Raw genomic sequence first — 17,376 nt, forward strand, 5'->3', positions numbered from 1 at the left:
CCGATCGAGTCTCGACGCTGGCATTTGCTGTGGCTGGTTCACACAGACACGACGCTGACCGATGCGGCTAAAGCGGTGGGCTTAAACTACGACTACGCCCGAGCGGTGGTGAAAGACTACAACCGTTATGGTGCTGATGGACTGCGGAATCGACGCAAAGACCAGCGACCTCACCAGTCGCGTAGTCTGCTCAATCCCGAGCAACTGAGAGCGCTAGAAACTCGGCTGCAATCGCCCCCGGACGATGACGGAGTCTGGAGTGGGCCCAAGGTGGCGCGCGTCATTGCCGAGGTCACCGGGGTGCCTAAGGTTTGGCCCCAACGGGGTTGGGACTATCTCAAGCGCTTGGAGCAATCGTTGCAAGTGCCTCGACCCCGGCATCGCAAAGGCGATCTGGAGGCCCAGGAGGCATTTAAAAAAACTCCAGGAGCGTAAGGCTGACCTTGAGCAGCAATACCCTGAAGCACTCGTCGAAGCCTGGTCGTTTGACGAGCATCGCTTGGGATTAAAACCGATTATTCGAAAAGTGTGGGCCAACGTCGGGCAACGACCGTTAGCCCTGCTCGACCCACGCTATGAGTGGACGGACCTCTACGGGTTTGTTCATCCCACCACAGGCGATACCGAATGGTTCATTCTGCCTCGGGTGAACGGCGCTTGGTTTAATCAAGCCCTGGCCACCTTTGCAAAGCAAGTCGGGGCTGGCCCTCACAAGCGGATTCTGTTGGTCATCGATGGGGCTGGATGGCATACCTGCAAAGACCTGGTGATACCCGACGGTATTCATCTAGAGGTGTTACCGCCGTACTCTCCCGAGTTGCAACCGGCAGAACGACTCTGGCGGCTTGCCGATGAACCCTTGATCAACCGATGCTTTGACGCCCTCAGTGATCTCGAAGCGGTCCTTGAGGCTCGCTGCCGCACCTTGCTATCGATGCAGTCCGAGATTAAAGCCTTGACCAACTATCACTGGTGGCCCGCATGACAAGCCTAATCATTTCGGGAGTATCCTACCCGGATTTAGTATTACAGCAAACTAAAATCGCCTCACCCCGATTCCAGATCGGTAAGCTGCGTCGGGGGCATAGGCGAAGCCAAACCAAAGGCTTTACGGGGTTTAGCCCAGACTGGGCGAGGTAGCTAAGGCGGATTCACTATTGAATAGAGCCCTTGCCACCTGGGCCAGGCTGAGGGAAGGCGGACGCCTTAGATTGGCGATCGCAAGGCAGAAAGCTGCCCAGTTGGTGAACTAGACCGATGTCGCTAGGGGCACTTGCAGCGCAATGCGGGTGCCCTGCCCCGGTGCCGAGGCAATATTGAGTTGGCCGCCGATTAGCGTACCTCGTTCTTCCATGCCCAAAATTCCCAGGCTAGTGCCCTTAGCTCGGCTCAGGTTGCTCTGGTCAAAGCCAACTCCGTCGTCCTGAATGGTGAGATGCAGGGTGTGGTCAGTCTGCGTTAGGGTAACGGCCACCATTTGGGCCTGGGCGTGGCGGGCAATATTGGTTAGCGCCTCCTGCACAATGCGAAAGCAGGCCGTTTCGGTGGCGATCGGCAGTCGCTGCGCCAGCAGTTCACAGGTGAGGGTTGTTTGCAGGCCGGTGCGTTTGGCGTGGCGGTTGATGTACCAGCGCAGGGTGGGCACCAGCCCCAGGTCATCGAGCATTGAGGGGCGCAGGTCGAGGGAGATGTTCCGCACCTGCTGCAGCGTGCCATCCACCAGGGCTAAGCAGTCTTCCAGCGGCTCGCTGGCCTGGGGAGTGGTGACCCGCTCTAGTCGGCGCAGGTTGATCTTGATGGCGGTAAGGGCCTGACCAATTTCGTCGTGGAGCTCGTGGGCCAAAAAGCGGCGCTCGGTTTCCTGGGCCTCTAGCAGTTTGATCGAGAGGGCTTGCAGCTGGGCTGTACGCATCTGCACCGTGGCCTCTAGGCGAGTATTAAAGCCCTGCAGCTGCTTGTACTGTTCGCGCAGCTGCAGCATCGAGCGCACTCTAGCCAGTAACTCGATGCGGTTGATGGGCTTGCTGATAAAGTCGTTGGCCCCGGCGCTAAAGCCGTCAGCCAGATCCCGTTTTTCGCAGAGAGCCGTCACCATAATGATCGGGATTGTGGCTCCCGTAGGCATGGCTTTGATTCGGCGACAGACCTCTAGACCATTCAGGCCAGGCATCATCACGTCGAGCAAAATCAGGTCGGGTTCTAGGTGCTCCAGGGCCGCGATCGCCCCATCTCCACTGTTGACGTAGAGCAGCCGATAGTCTTGACCATCTAAAAGGGTTTCGATGACATCAAAGTTGGTGGGGTCATCGTCAACGACCAGAATCAGAGCGGGCTGCATCATAATCATGGACACGCTAATGGGGGAGTAATAAGCTAGCTGGGGTGGGCGGCGTCTATTTCACCTGTCCCTGAGCCAGCTTCCATCGCCTATACCCAATGCAGTATGCACGGTTAACCCATGGGCCTAACAGGCTGCGATTGACTAGAGATAAGCTGTCGCGCATCTAAAATGCATTGATAGCATTTCCTTTATTTTTGAGCTTGCGGTCCCACTTTATAGTTAACTCCCCATCATTGAGTAGCTTATTTATCAAAGCCTCAAGCTCTTCTATCGACTTAAATAGACGACCAGAAATATATTCCTTCGCCGAATGCCAAACTAATTCTATGAGGTTATAGTCCGGACTATATTCTGGCAAGGACTCTAACACCAAGCTGGGCGTCTCTGTTCTTATTCTTTCAATAAATTCTTCCTTTTTATGAATACTTGCGTTGTCCAAAATAATGACTATCTTAGGGCTTTCCTTCTCGAAATCATTAATCTCTTTATCGTCACCCGCCCACTCACACTTGACTTCTTCGTAAAATTCCTTCAAAACTTTGTAGAAGTTCTCTCCTGTCCCCTTTGGCAAAAGTCAATCAGTCGCTTCTTATCTGAAAAGCGTACTCCTCCCATCACACTGACCCGACCCTTCTTGCGGACTCCTGAAACCTTTTTGCGGCTTCCTCTTTTTGTCCAAAGTTTCCGACAAATCACTCTCAAACTAAATCCGCACTCATCCCAAAACCATACCTGGAGATTGTCTGGCGTCTCTTTCGTAATTCTTAAATATTGGTCTAACTTAGCCTTGAATAGTTTCCGCTTCTCGGGATCTTGCTTTTCCTCTAAGCTATACTTGGCCCAGAGGAAAACGTACTTTTTTGCCTTAAGTGTTCTCCTGACCTGACTTCCACTTAAGCGAATCCCTGTTTCTTGTTCTAGATAAACCGCTATGCGCTCAGCCGTCCACCTCCCAAATTCGTATTCCAACTCTTGCGGGTCTTTTTCGATCGTCTCTAGCAATAAGTCAATGTATTGCTCTGTTGCTCTGTGATAGTTGCCTTTCATTCGTTCATCGATTCTGCATCGATGGCGTTGGCACCCACTATGCCTCCCTCAGCTTTTTGCACCGCTTTCCGGTCAGCAGCCTCAAAATTGATGCCCGCACCATCAACCGCCTCGATATCGACGCCAACCTGGCCGAGTGGCTCAAAAGCCTGATCGTCATGGCCCATGACCTATCTATTGACCTGGTGGCCATGGGAATTGAAACGGCCTTTCAGCATCGGCGCACCTGCGAGATGGGCGTGACCTACGGCCAGGGCCATGGCTTTGCCAAACCAAGCCCCGTCGCCACGGTTACCCGACTGCTAGACCACAGCAACCCGTTTTCTTTCCTGCCCGAGCCTCTACCCCCATCCTCTGCCATGACTCACGCCGAAGACGCTCCTCTAGTGCTGGTTGTAGACGACGATCGCTCCCTCCGTAAACTGCTGACCCTGGCAGTCTCGCAGGCTGGCTACCGCACCATTGAAGCCAGCAATGGCGGCGAAGCCCTGGATCTTTACCAGCAGCACCACCCCGATTTGGTCTTGCTAGATGCCATGATGCCGGAGGTGAACGGCTTTACCTGCTGCCGCCAGCTCCGCACGCTTCAGGCTATCGAGGCCCACAGTCCATCAAATTCATCTGCTTTTGCCGTCCTAACCCAGCAGAAACAGCCCTTCCCCATTCTGATGATCACCGCCTTAGATGATGACAACTCGGTGGAACAGGCCTTTGCCGCCGGGGCCACTGACTACCTGACTAAGCCCATCAACTGGTCGATTCTCAAGCAGCGCCTGAGAAAAATCCTCAGTGTCGATAACGGCTAAGCGGTCTTCAAAGACTTCGCGGTCACGAAAACTGCCGTAAATATCCCTGCTGCCCTGCCAAATACCTGTACCGCCCCGTTCAGCCACAGCTTGAATGGGGCAATCGTTTCACCATCCTAGTCTTTCGGATATAAGGGGCAGAGGGAATGAGGGCCAAGCGGATCAGAATTTTTTGAATGGGATCTCAGGTATCTCCTGATACGCCATCGGGTGAGTTGCCCTTAGGTTAGAGAGAAGAAAGGGCAAGACCCCTGGGCTTACCGGCTCCCGTCATTGACGTGAGCAGCACGGTAACCCGTTTAGTCTTGCCACCGCTCCCCTCTACCGGCGGCCACAGCCATGCCCAATCTTCAAGCCGCAGATTTTGCCCAAAGCCACAAGCCCGAGGCCCTCTGGTCCCTCGGCATGACCCCAGCGATGGTCCCTCAAACCGCCACCTTGCGAGAGGTGATTAGCTACCTGGGCAACGATACTATCCAGGAGCGCAGCTGCGTGCTGGTGGTGCAGGGGCATCAGCTGGTGGGTCTGGTCACCGATCGCGATGCCATTCGTCTGCTGGTCAACGGTGTGGACCTAGACGCCCCAATTTACCAGCGCATGAACGAGGCCCTCACCGTGCTGCCGGTCAACGCCACCGCCAGCGCCCTCGATATATTGGACCTCATGCGCCAGCGGCAGATTCACCATGTACCCATAGTCGATATCGATCAGCGCCCCCTGCGATTGGTTTCCATTGGCTCGCTCCAGCAATCACTACAGCCCCCCCACGTGCTCAAGCTACAGCGGGCGCAGTCGCGTATGGCCACTAACCTAGCGATCGCCCATGCCGACGACTCGGCCCTGACGGTTGCAGCGCTGCTGGCAGAGTACCAGGTCGGCTGCGTTGCGGTGGTTGACCCAAGCGCGGCTGGCGTGTTGCTCGGGTTGGTGCTGCGGCAGGATGTGCTGCGCTTTCAAGCACGGCAGCTCAACCTGGCCCAGGTGCCGGTGCGGGCCATCATGCGAGACCCGCAACCCTGTCTCAAACCGGACGACTCGCTCTGGCTGGCTTACCAGGAGATGAACCAGCACCGCTTGCCCTGCCTGGTGGTCGTCACCCCCGAGCAGCAGCCCCTGGGGGTGATCAGTCAGTCAGACCTGCTCTATAGCCTTGACCGGCGCGAACTGCAGGCCTCGTTTAGTCATTTGTGGCAGTCCTTTAAGCAGTCTGACAGCGAGAAGATTGAGCTTTGGAAAAGCCACAGCTCCGAGCTAGAGCGTCTGGTGCAGGGGCGTACGGAGCAGCTCGAAGAACAGGCCAAGTGCGATCGCCTACTCACCACCCTGACCCAGCGCATCCACGAATCTCTTGAGGTGCAAGACGTTCTCGCCACCACGGTAAGGGAGGTAAGGCAGCTGCTGGGGGCCGATCGCGCCTTGATCTATCGATTTGACACCGCCGCTAGCGGCACCGTAGCCGTAGAGGCGGTAGTGCCACCCTGGAACTCGCTGCTGGGTCACACGATTGAAGACACCTGCTTCGAAAAGCACTGGTCTGAGGCTTACCGCTATGGTCGCATTCAGGCGGTGGAAGACATTCACCGGGCGGGCCTCAGCCCCTGCCATATCAATATGCTAGAAGCGCTGCAAATCAGAGCTAACCTGGTGGTGCCCATTGTCTGTGACCATCAGCTCTGGGGGCTGCTGGTCATCAACCAGTGCAGCGATGCTCGCCGCTGGCGCGATTGGGAAATTCGGCTGGTGGAACAGCTGGCGCGATCGGTAGCCATTGCCGTGCGTCAGTCAGAACTTTACCAAAAGCTCCAGGAAGATCTCGAAGCCCGCAAGCAGTATGAGCTGCACCTACAGCAGCTCAACGATCAGCTAGAGCAGCGGGTGGAAGAACGCACCGCCTCCTGGCGTCAGGTGACTGAAAAGCTGCGGCAAGAAGTCGATCAGCGTCGCCAGGCTGAACAAACCCTGGCCAAAACCAACCAGCAGCTGCAGGCGGTGCTCGACGCGGTGCCCGCTATGGTGTCGTGGGTCAGCAAAGACGGGTTGTACCTCGGCTGCAACCATCGCCTGGCCGCATCCTTTAACCTCCTGCCCGCCAATTTTATCGGGCAGCACCTGGGCTTTTTGGGGCAGGCAACGCCCTTCTGCCAGTTTGCGCAGGACTTTTTAGGCGGCAGTGCCAATATTATCAGGCAAGAGATGCAGTTCTCGGTGGATGGGATCGCTAGCCACTGGCTGCTGGTGGCTCAAAAGTATGACCAGGGCGACGCAGCAGTGTTTGTGGGGCTGGATATCAGCGATCGCGAGCAGGCCAAAGCCGCCCTGCAAGCCAGCGAGATTAAGTTTCGCAGCTTAGTCGAGCAGACCAATGACTGGGTTTGGGAGATCGACCACGAATTCAGCTTTAGCTACATCAACCCCCGCGCCAGCGAAATTCTCGACTGCCCTGCCGAAGCCATTCTCAACCATAAGTTTACTGACTTTATGGTCAAGGACGAAGCGGTGCGTTTTAGCACCATTTTGGCGCTGTTGGTCGGTCAGCGCCAGCCCTTCACACAGCTTGAGGCCACTTGCCTGCGCCCCAGCGGCGGGGCCGTCATCCTTGAGATTAGTGGCTCACCGATCTTTAACGCTAAGGGTGAGTTTGAGGGCTATCGGGGTATCACCCGCGACATCACCGAGCGCAAGCAAATCGAGGTCGATATTCGCAAAGCCCTGACCCGCGAGAAAGAGCTGAGCGATCTCAAAACTCGCTTTATCTCTATGGCCTCCCACGAGTTTCGCACCCCGTTGACCACCATTTTGGCCTCTGCCGAAACCCTGGAGCGCTACGCCCACAAGTTTACCCCGGAGAAGCAGCAGACCGTGCTGAAGCGCATTCAGACCTCGGTGCACCATGTAATTGGTCTGCTCAACGATGTACTTACGGTAGGCAAGGCCGAAGCAGGCAAGCTGTCCTGCACTCTGGCTCCCATCGACCTGCACCAGTTCTGCCGCGACTTGGTCGAGGAGGTGCAGTTTGCCCAGGTCAGTACCGCCAGCCCCATCGAGTTTACGGCGACCGGAGATCACTTCCAGGTGCTGGCCGACGAAAAGCTGCTGCGACACGTTTTGCTCAATCTGCTCTCCAACGCGGTGAAATATTCCCCCGAGCACACCCCGGTCACCTTTGCCGTGACCTGTGGTGACGGCGAAAGTATATTTCGGGTGAGCGATCGCGGCATTGGCATTCCCCCCGCCGACCAGGCCCAGCTCTTTGGTGCCTTTCACCGGGCCGACAACGTGGGGAATATCTCTGGCACCGGTCTCGGCTTGGTCATCGCCAAGCGGGCTGCCGAAGCCCATCAAGGGCTGATCTCGTTTGTCAGTGAAGTGGGCCTAGGCACCACCTTTACCGTTGTTTTACCCCTTGTACTGTGGAGTGACCATCATGGCTAAGATTTTAGTAATCGAAGACGAAGTTGGAGTACGCGACAGCATTGTTGACATTCTCAATGCCGAAGATTTTATCGTCAACAGCGCCGCCAACGGCGAAGAAGGTCTGCACCAAATTCACGAATTCAAACCCGATATGGTGATTTGCGATGTGATGATGCCCGTGCTCGACGGCTTCGGTGTCCTTCAGCAGATCCGCCAAGATCCTGATTTGGCCACTCTACCCTTTGTGTTTCTCACCGCTAAGGCTGAACGGGGCGACTTTCGCGGCGGCATGAATTTAGGTGCCGACGACTACCTCACCAAGCCCTTCACCCACGACGATCTGCTGCGCATGATTCACACTCGTCTGAGGGCCAAAGGCGCGGTAGAAGAAAAAAATCAGCAGCAGCTCGGTGCCCTGCGCAGCAGCATCAGCACCGCCCTACCCCGAGAGCTGGGTGCCCCCATGCGCGAAATGCTCAAGCTTTCTACCACGTTAATCAACGAGGCCGAAACCCTCGAACCCGAAGCGGTAGTCACCCTAGCCAAAGCCATTCACCGCAATGCCCAGCGAACCGCCCGCCTGACCCAAAACGTAATGCTGTTTGCCAAGCTCGAAAGGCTTAGCCCCGAGCAAGTCTCTGCCCAGGCTCTTCAGCGCCAGCACACCGATCGCGCCGACGAGGTGATCACCGAGATTGCCCAAGCGCTGGCCGCTGACTACCTGCGCGACGACGACCTAGAGATTTCCTTAGAGCACCTGGCGGCACCCATGTCTGAGGCCCAATTTCGCAAGGTCTGCGAAGAGTTGATCGACAACGCCTTTAAGTTTTCCGCCGTGGGTACCCCGATTAAAGTCTTTGGATCGCAGAGCGACGGCAAGGTCACCTTCTATGTAATCGACTACGGCCAGGGCATGACCCCCGATCAGATCGCCCACGTGGGAGCCTACCTCCAGTTTGAACCCGAAGCCGAAGCTGCCGGTACTGGCTTAGGTCTCACCATTGCCAAACGCCTGATTGAGCTACACCGGGGCGAAGTTCTGATCGAGAGCATCCCTGGCCAGCAGACTATCGTGCGAGTAGCTTTGCCGGACTAAGGATTGGGGGGCAGGATGTGGGTGAAGGTCACAACCCAACGTTTACTCCTTACCCTCTCACTCCACCCCCTAAGTCTGTTCCCTCACGGTTGAGTTCTGCTGCGGTGCAGTAAGTCCCAAAGGTTTTTCAAAACCCAGGGACTTTTTTGCTGGTGTAATGAGTTGTACTTGGTCGACTCCACTATTGCAAAAGTCCATTGGGTTGGGACGGGTCTGACGCAGGGGCATTGCAGTGCAATGCCTCTACCAGAGGATTTTGCCTGTCAAAGTGTTCTAACTGAATTAACTACTGCAATATAAGAACTTCAGCGAAATGAGCCGGAGCACTATAGTCACGGGCTAGAGCGGTGATAGAGTTAGCTGGCCTAGATCGATCAAACCTGATTGCTCGGGTGAGATCTCAAACTGTAGCGGGGCGCGATCGCGCAGCCGAATCTCGTAGCGCCCTGGGGTAAACCCCAGCAGCGCAAATCGACCCGTGCGGTTAGTAAATAGGGGCTGGGCAGCCCAGTCAGCATCGGATAATGACACGACCTCGCCTGCCTGCAACCCTAGGGCAACCCCAGCCTCATCTACCAGCGTGCCGCGGACAAAGGCCGTAGCCTCGGTACCGGCCATAATCAGAGTGCCGCTGCGGTAGCTGGGCATAACTACATATTCATCGGTGCCCAGGTCATAGCCCAGGGGGGCCTCGGGGGCATCGAGCCGCACCCGCGAGACGTAGTAGGGCTGGAGATCGGGTAGCACCGCTGGGCCAAAGCCATCGACAACGGCCCCATAGCCCTCCTGGCTGGGATTGACGCCAATGGTTTGCCCCCGCCAGCGATCGCGCGGCACCACCAGCACAAAGCTATTGGTAACAGGGCGAGACCAGCCAAAGTGGCCGTCGGCAAACACCAGGGCTGTACCAAACGTTAAGCGGGTAGTGTTGCTGTTGGCAGCCCCCGATCCGGCAGCCCAGGAGATGTCTTGGGTGAGGCCTAAATCAAAGCGGTAGTCAGTATAGTTAAGCCGTCCCGACAAATTGGAGCCACTACTTCCTCGACTCAAATCCAGCGATAGTCCTGGACTTTGCAGACGGCGAGCTGGGTTGCGGCTCCACGACAGGCGACTGCTCATCATTTCGGTGCTGCTAGCCGCGGTGTTGAGCGAAACCGACTGTCGCTGCTGAGACATTAGCCAAGACAAGCCCAAAAAAGCACGAGTTTCGGCCTGTCCCTGCTGATTGCGGCTGTGATTAATATTGACGCTGCCGCTCAGGCCGTTGCCGAAGGAGCGAGATAGGCCCAGGTTAGCGGTATAACTATCTGGCCCATTGCGCCCCAGGCGGTAGCTGCCGCCTACATTCAAACTGGTGTCGTCAAAAATGCGTTGGCTGTAAGACCCCGACAGAGTCAGCCAGTCGGTGCTGGGGCCAAGCGCACCCAGGGTAGTGAAGCGATCGCTCCGGTATTCTGCGGCCAAGCGCAGCGAGCGATTGGCGGTATCTTGAGGGCTAGGGGGTAGCTCATACTGCAATCGCATCGCCAGGCCTGTGCCCAAGTCGCCCCTGTGGCTGGCCGCGACATCCCAACCCCAGTTACCTACCGCCGATGCCCACACCCCATCGGTTTCCACCATTTGATACGAGGGCGTCAGTTGTGCATAGCCGCCTAGAGTCAACGTGGAGTTAACTCCCCAACGGTGGGCCAGGGCCAGCTGCGGCTCGTTCCACTGGTATTGTCGCTGCCCGCCCAGGGTCCGGGTGGGGAACCCCAGATTGTAGGAAAACTGCTGCAACCCCGGTGCCAACAAGTTACCGGCCAGAGCGGTGGCAAAATCGAGGCGCTGCACCTGTCCCAGATCATCGGTAATGACCAGTTGAATGTCGTTAGTCCCGGTGCTCAAGGCCAGGTTACGAATGTCTTGAGGCCCCGCTTCTAGCTGTAGCTGCTGTACCCGTACTCCGTTGAGATAAATTTCTACTCGTGAAGGCCGCTCTAAAAAGAAGGTAAATTCTCCCGTGGGTCGGGTAACGCGATAGGGCTGCAAGCTGTAGTTGCGAGATACCGAGATACCGCCCAGGGGCACCACCGTCTGAAACGCACCGCTCACCGGAATCGACAAATCTCCCGCTATGTAACGCAGGGCATTGAGCGGGTCATCGTGTATCAGCCGCACATCGCCCCGACTAAACCCCGGCGCACCTCCTTCAGTCACGTTGGCCCGGCCTTCTAGCACCCAGCCCGATAGATTTAGGGCTCCATCCAACGCTAGTCGCAGGGGCTGTCGCCCAGCCCCTGCGCCCGACCAGACAACATCTTGGCCAGCCAAAACATTCAGGTACCCACTGACGCTACTTACGGGCAGGGCATCGGCAGCTTCAGGGGGCAGACCATAGGTACCAACCACATTGGTGCGCCGCAGCGCCGCCGGAATCTGTAAATAGAGCTCTAGCTGGGTTTGGTCAAACACAACCGCTATGCCCAACTGTTGCAGCTGATCTAGAGGTAAATAGCCGTCGCTGTCGGCGATCGCAACCAGCTGATTTTGCAAGTCTGGCTGCAAAATAGAGGCTGTTTTGTCAAGGATAGGGCCAGCTTGCACCTGGCTAGCACGACCCTCAGCAATCACTACAACGGCTTGCCCCTGGGATTGGTCATTTATAAAAAAAGGCACAGAAATTGATTGGTTCTGGGCCGGGGGACGCCCGAATACTCGCTCAAAGAGTTCAGCCTCAGTTTCAGGCAATTCTTCGGTAGACCCACCCGCTGTTGGGGGGGGAACGCCGGCGGCTGGAGGCGGAACGACAGGTTGAGCTATCAGTGCCCCTGGTTCGGGGGCTGGGGGCTCGGGCTGGGAGGTGGAGTCAGTCTCTAACGCTATGGGTTGAGACTCTGGCCCAAGGGCAACAAAACCTAGACTAGGCCCTGCAGCATCTAGGCCCAAAGCTAGGGTTAAATCTAGTGACGTAGACTCTAGCCTTGCATCTACTGGCCCTGCATCTACTGGTGCTAATACCGTGACGGAGGGCTCGTTTTCAGCAACGGTAGGGCTGGGGGCTGCGTTAGTTTGGGGTGAGATCAGGGCGGTAGTGGTAAGTGCAGATGCCTGTAGCGGCGGCAATGAGCTAATAAGTAGGAGCGTTGTGGTGGCGAGAAAGTAGGGCTTGAACACAGGGTATCCAGGAGGGGCACGCTGCAACCAGCGCACAAAAAGGTCATCGCAGATCAAACGTGGCGCTCACCGGCCCCACGGGAAAACCATCGGGCCAGGGCAGGGTAAACTGCCGCTGATGTTGGGCCAGCATGTTTTCGCCGCTTACCCCTTGTAGTTGTTCAGGGCTAAGGGTGATTGTTTGCCCGCCTGCTGCCGTGAGGGTGAGGTGCAAGCCAGTCATCACTTGATGGGCCGTACCCTGGTTGTTGAATTGCAGTACCAGGGCATTTTGCCCGTTGATAGTTTGGTGGCTGGCGCTTTCGAGCACAATGTTGGGGCTGCTCCCTCGGGGTGAAATGTAGAGAGACGCTACATAGTTATAGAGGGCGTTAATTCTGACCACGGCGGTTGTGACCGCAGCTTCAGGCTCGTCGAGGTCGATAGGTAACTGCTCGGCAATCAGTCGATAGGGCAGCTCGTGCTCGGGGTTAGGCTCGCCTAGCCAAGTAACGCGTACGGTTTGCACCTGGCCCGGCTGCAGCAAAATTTGGGGCGGGTAGACAACAAAATCATCTTCTGCGTCAGGGCGAGTTTCTGTGCCTTGCAGATCCATCTGGCGTTCGGTGACGCGAATTTCGACCGCTACGGGCTCATCGCCTGTGCTGCGTACCTGAAACAAGCCGGTGGAGCGAGAGCCGCTGGGTTCCAGCGTAAGGCTTGAGGGTGAGAGTTGATAGGTGGCATCAGCCCAACTGGGTGGGGCTACCAACGCCCCTGCCCCAACAAGAAGGGAGGCTAGACAGCCGACGCGAACCAAAGTTTTCATGACTATTTTTTGTTAAAAAACTACAGAGAGATTGCGCTTTGAAAGGTTGCAAAAATACGGTGAATCGCCTGGCTTTGCAGTGAGTCTCTAGGGTAATAGTTCCCTTTTCTTGGGCAATCCATCAGCATCTTGAAGAGACTTTAAAATATTTTTTCTGCTTAGTTAAAGTGGTTTATCAACGACTGTAAAAGTCAAAGTATCTGAGTAAGATCCGGCTGGTTTTCGGGCGATATCATCTGTTGATATGATTGCCCGTACGGGTAGGGTGCAGCCGCCGAGGAGGGGTGGACAAGAAAGTATTGAGCCGTCCAATACTGTAATGTCGTTACGGCTAGCTAAGCTGCCTACTTGAGTGTTGCCGACGATCAGGATGTAGGGAACTGTAGATAGGTGATCTCCGTGGCGAAGTGCCCCACCTTCGGTAGAGCGCACCCGCAGTTCCCATCCGTTAGCACTAACTGGCTGGATATGAACGGTGCCAAAGTCTTGATTGGGGTTGCCACTTGGGTCGAGGGTAAAGGTGGCGCTAGTGGTGTAGGTAACCTGGCTCAAGGCTAAAGCCGCTGCTGGACACAACACACCCAACCCTAAAGCTGTAGAAATTAAGCCATTAAAGAGGAAGCAATTTCGCATTTTGTGATCTCCATGCACGTTCATTACGTGGAGATACCCGAGGGCACCTCCACATAATTTAGTGATCTGATTAGACCGTCAACTCAACTTGATTTTCCCAAGGGAGAATTATTTGGAGGTCAAGGTGAAGGTCAAGGTATCGGTGTAAGAACCAACGGGCACGAATTGATTGGCCGCGATGTTAGCTGTGACAGCAACACCAGTAACTCCTGCTGCTACAGTAGCATCGAAGGCAGAAGTGTGCAGTTGCCCCGAGGGAGTTGCCACGGTAGGGGTTACTGGTGTCGCTACTGAAGCACCAATATTAGCTGTGGTGAGCTGCGTGTAGGTAATAGCATGAGCAGGAGTGACGGTATTGACTAATTTGCCACCGTTTCCAGAACTTACATCTAAAGTCCAGCCCAGGGCTGCATTGTTTTGAACGTCTAGATTTCCCATGGCAAAAGTTGGTGCCGCGGCCCCACCAGTGAATGCGGTCGTCGCAGCCACAAAATTAATCGTGTTAACTTCTGCGACAGTAGCGGTTACGGTATCGTTATCGGTAGCCGCCAGAACAGCGGGGCCAGCAATCAGAGATGCGCCGACGAGCAGACTAGAGGCAACTAAGGTATTACGGAAGGTTTTAGCAAACATGATGGATCTCCTGAAGTGGCAATTTTGCCTGAATGGGTTTGTTTTGTAGGGCATTTGCAATGCCTTGATGGCCTACTTCCTGTATTGAGTTAGACATAAATCCTTTTTTGTAAATAAGGAATATGTCTTATTTATCTCCAGTAGTAAGGCAGATTTGACTGAGGTAAAGAGTAAGCTTGATGAACTTTTCAGCAAAGGTACTAATCGTTTTTTAATTTGACTAGAAGATGGGTGAACCACCTGACTTCGCTTAAGCATTCTTCTCTTTCCCTCATGTTTATTACTTTAGTTGCTTCAGCCAGATTAACCCATGCTAATTACACCTATATTTTGCCTAGAATGTCTTCTAGAAATAAGTCGTCTACGTAATTTTATTGATTGACCTAAAACTAAAATAAATAGACGATTGACGCCTAAAAGTTATCGTCAATTAAGTTATGGTGGCAGTCAATCATTTAAAGCAGTATCAATCGCCTACAGCTAAATTGAGCCTTAGGCTAAATCACAGCGATTGAATCACGGATTTAAATGTTAAGGTCTCAAGCCGATCGCTAGAAAAGTGAGCAACGCTGTCTGGATGGCTGAGAATTCGAGTGCTAGTTATAGCTATAGCTAGCCGGACTGAGATATTTCTCAAGTTGATGTCAAACGTTAGAACTTTTTAGTTGTCTTAATGTCTGAAACAATAAAATTATTTATAAATCAACTTAGGGAGTGTTGCTAGGACTTGCTCGTTGAGCAGGAAGTTACCCTGGGCTGATTTACGTATAGTGTCAACTAGCTAGGTCAGCACATGATTTAGTTGATCGGTTCTTTACGGGTACTGGCACGGTTAGAGGATTTGCAGTCGCCTCACAATTCTTTAGTAAGCGACATCTGCGCCTCGGCGAACGGCGGCGGAAAAGCTGGGGTAAGGATATAGCCTAACGGTGAACCAAGCCTTGACTTAACCCCAGCGACAACACCTCTAACCAGTTCTAGATTAGTCAGTACCAGCAGCTTTAGCTATCAGGAAAAACCTGAGTCTGGGGCAAATTATCCCCAAAGGTAGCTCAGGCATGGGGACGTACCTGGGCCAGAGTGTTCAATAGGGTCAATCCACCTGGCACTGGGGGGAGCATAGTTACAGCTATCCCCGCCGAGTTGCCGTTGCCGAAGCCGACCAAGGGTAGCGTCGGTAAAATGTGGTGCATGCGGTGCAGCATGGCGGTGCCGTTAAGGGTGGGCAGAGCCAGGTCTAAGACTACCGTTGCTAGCTCAGCTTTGTATTGAATAAAGAGGGCGATCGCATCGACCCCCTCCTCTGCCACCAGTACCCGGTAGCCATAGCCCTCTAGCAGGGTGCGGTGCAGCTCGCGGGCAGGATCATCGGCCATCACCAGGAGTACCAGGGCGTTGCCGCCTTCCAGCCCGGCGGGTGCTGACACCAGATCTAAGACCAACGCTGCGGGCTCAGCGATCGCCGGTAGATAGACCTCAACGGTGGTGCCGTTGCCAAGCTCGCTATCGGTTTTGAGCCAGCCGCCGTGGACCTTCACCAATCCCTGAGCGGTGGAAAGCCCGAGCCCTGAATGGCCGGCTGCGGCGCGGGTGGTAAAAAAGGGATCACAGCTGCGATCGCACACCGCTGCTGTCATGCCCGTGCCCGTGTCGGACACCGTCACTACCACGTAAGGCCCCGGCTTGGTTTGGGGATGGTCGGGCGCACCCCGCCACCAGATATTGTGCGCCTCAATGTGCAAGGTACCGCCCTGGGCCATCGACTCAAAGCCGTTAAGACAGAGGTTCATAAACACCCGCTGCAATTGAGGAGCATTAGCATTCACCGTCCACAGGTGGGGCAGCCGCAGCTGCGAGGTCACCGCAATGCCCTCGGGGCGAATCTCCTGCAGGGTTTGCACCAGTTCCCCCAGCAGGTAGGCCAGCTGAATGTCTCCCGGCTGGCCCCCCATACCCTGGGCAAAAGACAAAATTTGCTCGACCAGACTGACGCCCCGATGGGTGCTGGTGTGAATGCGATTGAGCCACTGCTGTTGCTGCTCGCTATTGAGGGTGGGCTGCTGAAGCATTTCCGCCGCCAGCATAATTGGGGTGAAAATATCGCTAAGGTCTTGGGCCATACCCCTAGATAGGGTGTCAATACTCTCTAAACGGCGATGGTGCGATCGCTGGGCCTGATTCAGTAGCTGAACCTCCGCCTGGCGGTGAGCGGCCAGCTCAGCCTGCATCTGTTGGTACCGCTCCGACTGCTGAATGGCCAGGCCCACCTGCACCGCCAGCTGCTGCATTAGTTGCACTTCCGTCAGCTGCCAGCGGCGGGGGGCAGAGCAGTGCTGGGCCACCAGCAGGCCCCAAAGGCGGCCATAGGACAGCAGCGGCACCACCAAATTAGCTCGCACCCCCAAACTTTTCAGTAAATCTCGGTGGCAGGGCGTTAATTCCGCCTCTTCTACATCGGCCACGACCTGCACTCGGTTTTGGGCATAGATGCCAACCCAATTTTCGGCAAAGCAATGGTCGTAGGCCTGCTGATCCTGGAGTGGTGAACAGCCGAAAGCGCAATCCTCGACCACTATTCTGCTGCAGTTAGCCTTTAAGCGAAACAAAAACACCCGATCTACCTGCAGCAGTTGCCGCATCTCAGACACCGTTGTGGACAGAATGACATCTAGATCTAAGGATTGATGAATGCGCTGCAGCATATTGAAGACCGCTGCTAGGGAGTTGGGGTTAGGCTCCCCTAGCTCCGGCTGGTCTGTTGCTGATGCCAGCAGTAGGCGGCGCGGTTCAGTATCTTCGCAGGTATGCCTCATAGCTGCTTCCTAAACTCTTTGATATCGCCAATCTGTGGATTACGGTGCTCTGTTGCGCCCTAGCGCCGTACTTGGAAAGGGCGACTTTTTGCTATCAATCTCACCCGTTTGGTGCCTCTGCCTGCGGGTGCCCTCCTAAAAGGTGGGGTCGTGGCTAAGGTCGAGGCAGCTTCCCTCTCGCCAAATGCGACCGCTCTCTTCGCAACTATTTCGATCGGCCTTAAAGGGAATGCTCGCCGGGGCTGCCCTAGGGTTAAAGACTTTAGACAAATCGGTATGGTCCAGCTGCACCAGCGCCAGCAGCGCCAAAATGCTAAGTCCTACAGTGCCAGCCATAACCAGCATATTCATCGGCGTCCACAGGGGATGCTGAGCTGCTGACTGACGAAGGCGATCAGGGGCTCGAAGTTCGGAACCGGCCAGTACTACCAGGTAAATTCTGGTTATGCCCAGCGGCAGCGATAGCCGAATGTTGACCGGGTGGTGGCGCGGTGTCAGCGCGGCCCTTAACGCCTGCACCTGTGCAGGGCTAAAGGTGGCGGCCACTTCTGGAGCCATACGAGCCAGCACGTTGTCGCCGTTCGTCGAGGCAGAATGGCTGAGTTTCATCGTCAGTCCTCAGAGAAAAG

Annotated in this window: 12 protein-coding genes and 1 pseudogene; 5 read left to right on the forward strand and 8 right to left on the reverse strand. The window is 55.3% G+C overall.

What is annotated here, in order from left to right; all coding sequences use genetic code 11:
- Positions 1 to 24 precede the first annotated feature (24 nt).
- On the forward strand, positions 25 to 435 hold the full coding sequence (locus tag ACQ4N7_RS24885; protein WP_430714140.1) for a winged helix-turn-helix domain-containing protein: 411 nt from the start codon (positions 25 to 27) through the stop codon (positions 433 to 435).
- Complete coding sequence (locus ACQ4N7_RS24890) at positions 392 to 985, forward strand: IS630 family transposase (RefSeq protein ID WP_430714159.1); 594 nt, start codon at positions 392 to 394, stop codon at positions 983 to 985. Before ACQ4N7_RS24885 ends, ACQ4N7_RS24890 begins: the two co-directional genes overlap by 44 nt.
- 264 nt (positions 986 to 1,249) lie before the next feature.
- Here the strand turns inward: ACQ4N7_RS24890 and ACQ4N7_RS24895 are convergent, their stop codons facing one another.
- Both ACQ4N7_RS24895 and ACQ4N7_RS24900 read right to left on the reverse strand, forming a co-directional pair.
- Positions 1,250 to 2,341 (reverse strand): ATP-binding response regulator, encoded by a 1,092-nt coding sequence (locus ACQ4N7_RS24895; protein WP_430714141.1) that lies wholly within the window; start codon positions 2,339 to 2,341, stop codon positions 1,250 to 1,252.
- A gap of 163 nt (positions 2,342 to 2,504) precedes the next feature.
- A pseudogene (locus tag ACQ4N7_RS24900) lies at positions 2,505 to 3,397 on the reverse strand (IS630 family transposase); the annotation flags it as partial.
- Between the two features lie 47 nt (positions 3,398 to 3,444).
- On the opposite strand from ACQ4N7_RS24900, the gene ACQ4N7_RS24905 reads away from it, so the two are divergent.
- The 3 genes from ACQ4N7_RS24905 (at position 3,445) to ACQ4N7_RS24915 (ending at position 8,704) form a co-directional block, all read left to right on the forward strand.
- Positions 3,445 to 4,194: a response regulator gene (locus tag ACQ4N7_RS24905; RefSeq protein WP_430714142.1), complete on the forward strand. Its 750-nt coding sequence runs from the start codon at positions 3,445 to 3,447 to the stop codon at positions 4,192 to 4,194.
- A 339-nt stretch (positions 4,195 to 4,533) separates the two neighbouring features.
- Positions 4,534 to 7,626: a CBS domain-containing protein gene (locus ACQ4N7_RS24910; RefSeq protein ID WP_430714143.1), complete on the forward strand. Its 3,093-nt coding sequence runs from the start codon at positions 4,534 to 4,536 to the stop codon at positions 7,624 to 7,626.
- Positions 7,619 to 8,704, forward strand: a complete 1,086-nt coding sequence (locus tag ACQ4N7_RS24915; protein ID WP_430714144.1) for a hybrid sensor histidine kinase/response regulator — start codon at positions 7,619 to 7,621, stop codon at positions 8,702 to 8,704. Before ACQ4N7_RS24910 ends, ACQ4N7_RS24915 begins: the two co-directional genes overlap by 8 nt.
- 339 nt (positions 8,705 to 9,043) lie before the next feature.
- Here the strand turns inward: ACQ4N7_RS24915 and ACQ4N7_RS24920 are convergent, their stop codons facing one another.
- The 6 genes from ACQ4N7_RS24920 to ACQ4N7_RS24945 form a co-directional block, all read right to left on the reverse strand.
- Positions 9,044 to 11,362, reverse strand: a complete 2,319-nt coding sequence (locus ACQ4N7_RS24920) for a fimbria/pilus outer membrane usher protein (protein ID WP_430714145.1) — start codon at positions 11,360 to 11,362, stop codon at positions 9,044 to 9,046.
- Between the two features lie 541 nt (positions 11,363 to 11,903).
- Complete coding sequence (locus tag ACQ4N7_RS24925) at positions 11,904 to 12,668, reverse strand: fimbrial biogenesis chaperone (protein ID WP_430714146.1); 765 nt, start codon at positions 12,666 to 12,668, stop codon at positions 11,904 to 11,906.
- Between the two features lie 162 nt (positions 12,669 to 12,830).
- On the reverse strand, positions 12,831 to 13,301 hold the full coding sequence (locus tag ACQ4N7_RS24930; protein WP_430714147.1) for a hypothetical protein: 471 nt from the start codon (positions 13,299 to 13,301) through the stop codon (positions 12,831 to 12,833).
- A 108-nt stretch (positions 13,302 to 13,409) separates the two neighbouring features.
- Entirely contained in the window at positions 13,410 to 13,934 is a 525-nt protein-coding gene (locus ACQ4N7_RS24935; RefSeq protein WP_430714148.1) for a hypothetical protein, read from the reverse strand.
- Between the two features lie 1,052 nt (positions 13,935 to 14,986).
- On the reverse strand, positions 14,987 to 16,747 hold the full coding sequence (locus ACQ4N7_RS24940) for a GAF domain-containing protein (RefSeq protein ID WP_430714149.1): 1,761 nt from the start codon (positions 16,745 to 16,747) through the stop codon (positions 14,987 to 14,989).
- Between the two features lie 135 nt (positions 16,748 to 16,882).
- On the reverse strand, positions 16,883 to 17,356 hold the full coding sequence (locus ACQ4N7_RS24945; RefSeq protein WP_430714150.1) for a hypothetical protein: 474 nt from the start codon (positions 17,354 to 17,356) through the stop codon (positions 16,883 to 16,885).
- Between the last annotated feature and the right edge of the window lie 20 nt (positions 17,357 to 17,376).

Origin of the sequence: Nodosilinea sp. AN01ver1, assembly GCF_050565655.1 — a bacterium.
Classification (GTDB): domain Bacteria; phylum Cyanobacteriota; class Cyanobacteriia; order Phormidesmidales; family Phormidesmidaceae; genus Nodosilinea.

Excerpts from the sequence above, each read along its gene's own strand:
- ACQ4N7_RS24895 (WP_430714141.1), bottom strand. The coding sequence starts at position 2,341 with ATGATGCAGCCCGCTCTGATTCTGGTCGTTGACGATGACCCCACCAAC.
- ACQ4N7_RS24910 (WP_430714143.1), top strand. The coding sequence starts at position 4,534 with ATGCCCAATCTTCAAGCCGCAGATTTTGCCCAAAGCCACAAGCCCGAG.
- ACQ4N7_RS24915 (WP_430714144.1), top strand. The coding sequence starts at position 7,619 with ATGGCTAAGATTTTAGTAATCGAAGACGAAGTTGGAGTACGCGACAGC.
- ACQ4N7_RS24925 (WP_430714146.1), bottom strand. The coding sequence starts at position 12,668 with ATGAAAACTTTGGTTCGCGTCGGCTGTCTAGCCTCCCTTCTTGTTGGG.
- ACQ4N7_RS24930 (WP_430714147.1), bottom strand. The coding sequence starts at position 13,301 with ATGCGAAATTGCTTCCTCTTTAATGGCTTAATTTCTACAGCTTTAGGG.
- ACQ4N7_RS24935 (WP_430714148.1), bottom strand. The coding sequence starts at position 13,934 with ATGTTTGCTAAAACCTTCCGTAATACCTTAGTTGCCTCTAGTCTGCTC.
- ACQ4N7_RS24940 (WP_430714149.1), bottom strand. The coding sequence starts at position 16,747 with ATGAGGCATACCTGCGAAGATACTGAACCGCGCCGCCTACTGCTGGCA.
- ACQ4N7_RS24945 (WP_430714150.1), bottom strand. The coding sequence starts at position 17,356 with ATGAAACTCAGCCATTCTGCCTCGACGAACGGCGACAACGTGCTGGCT.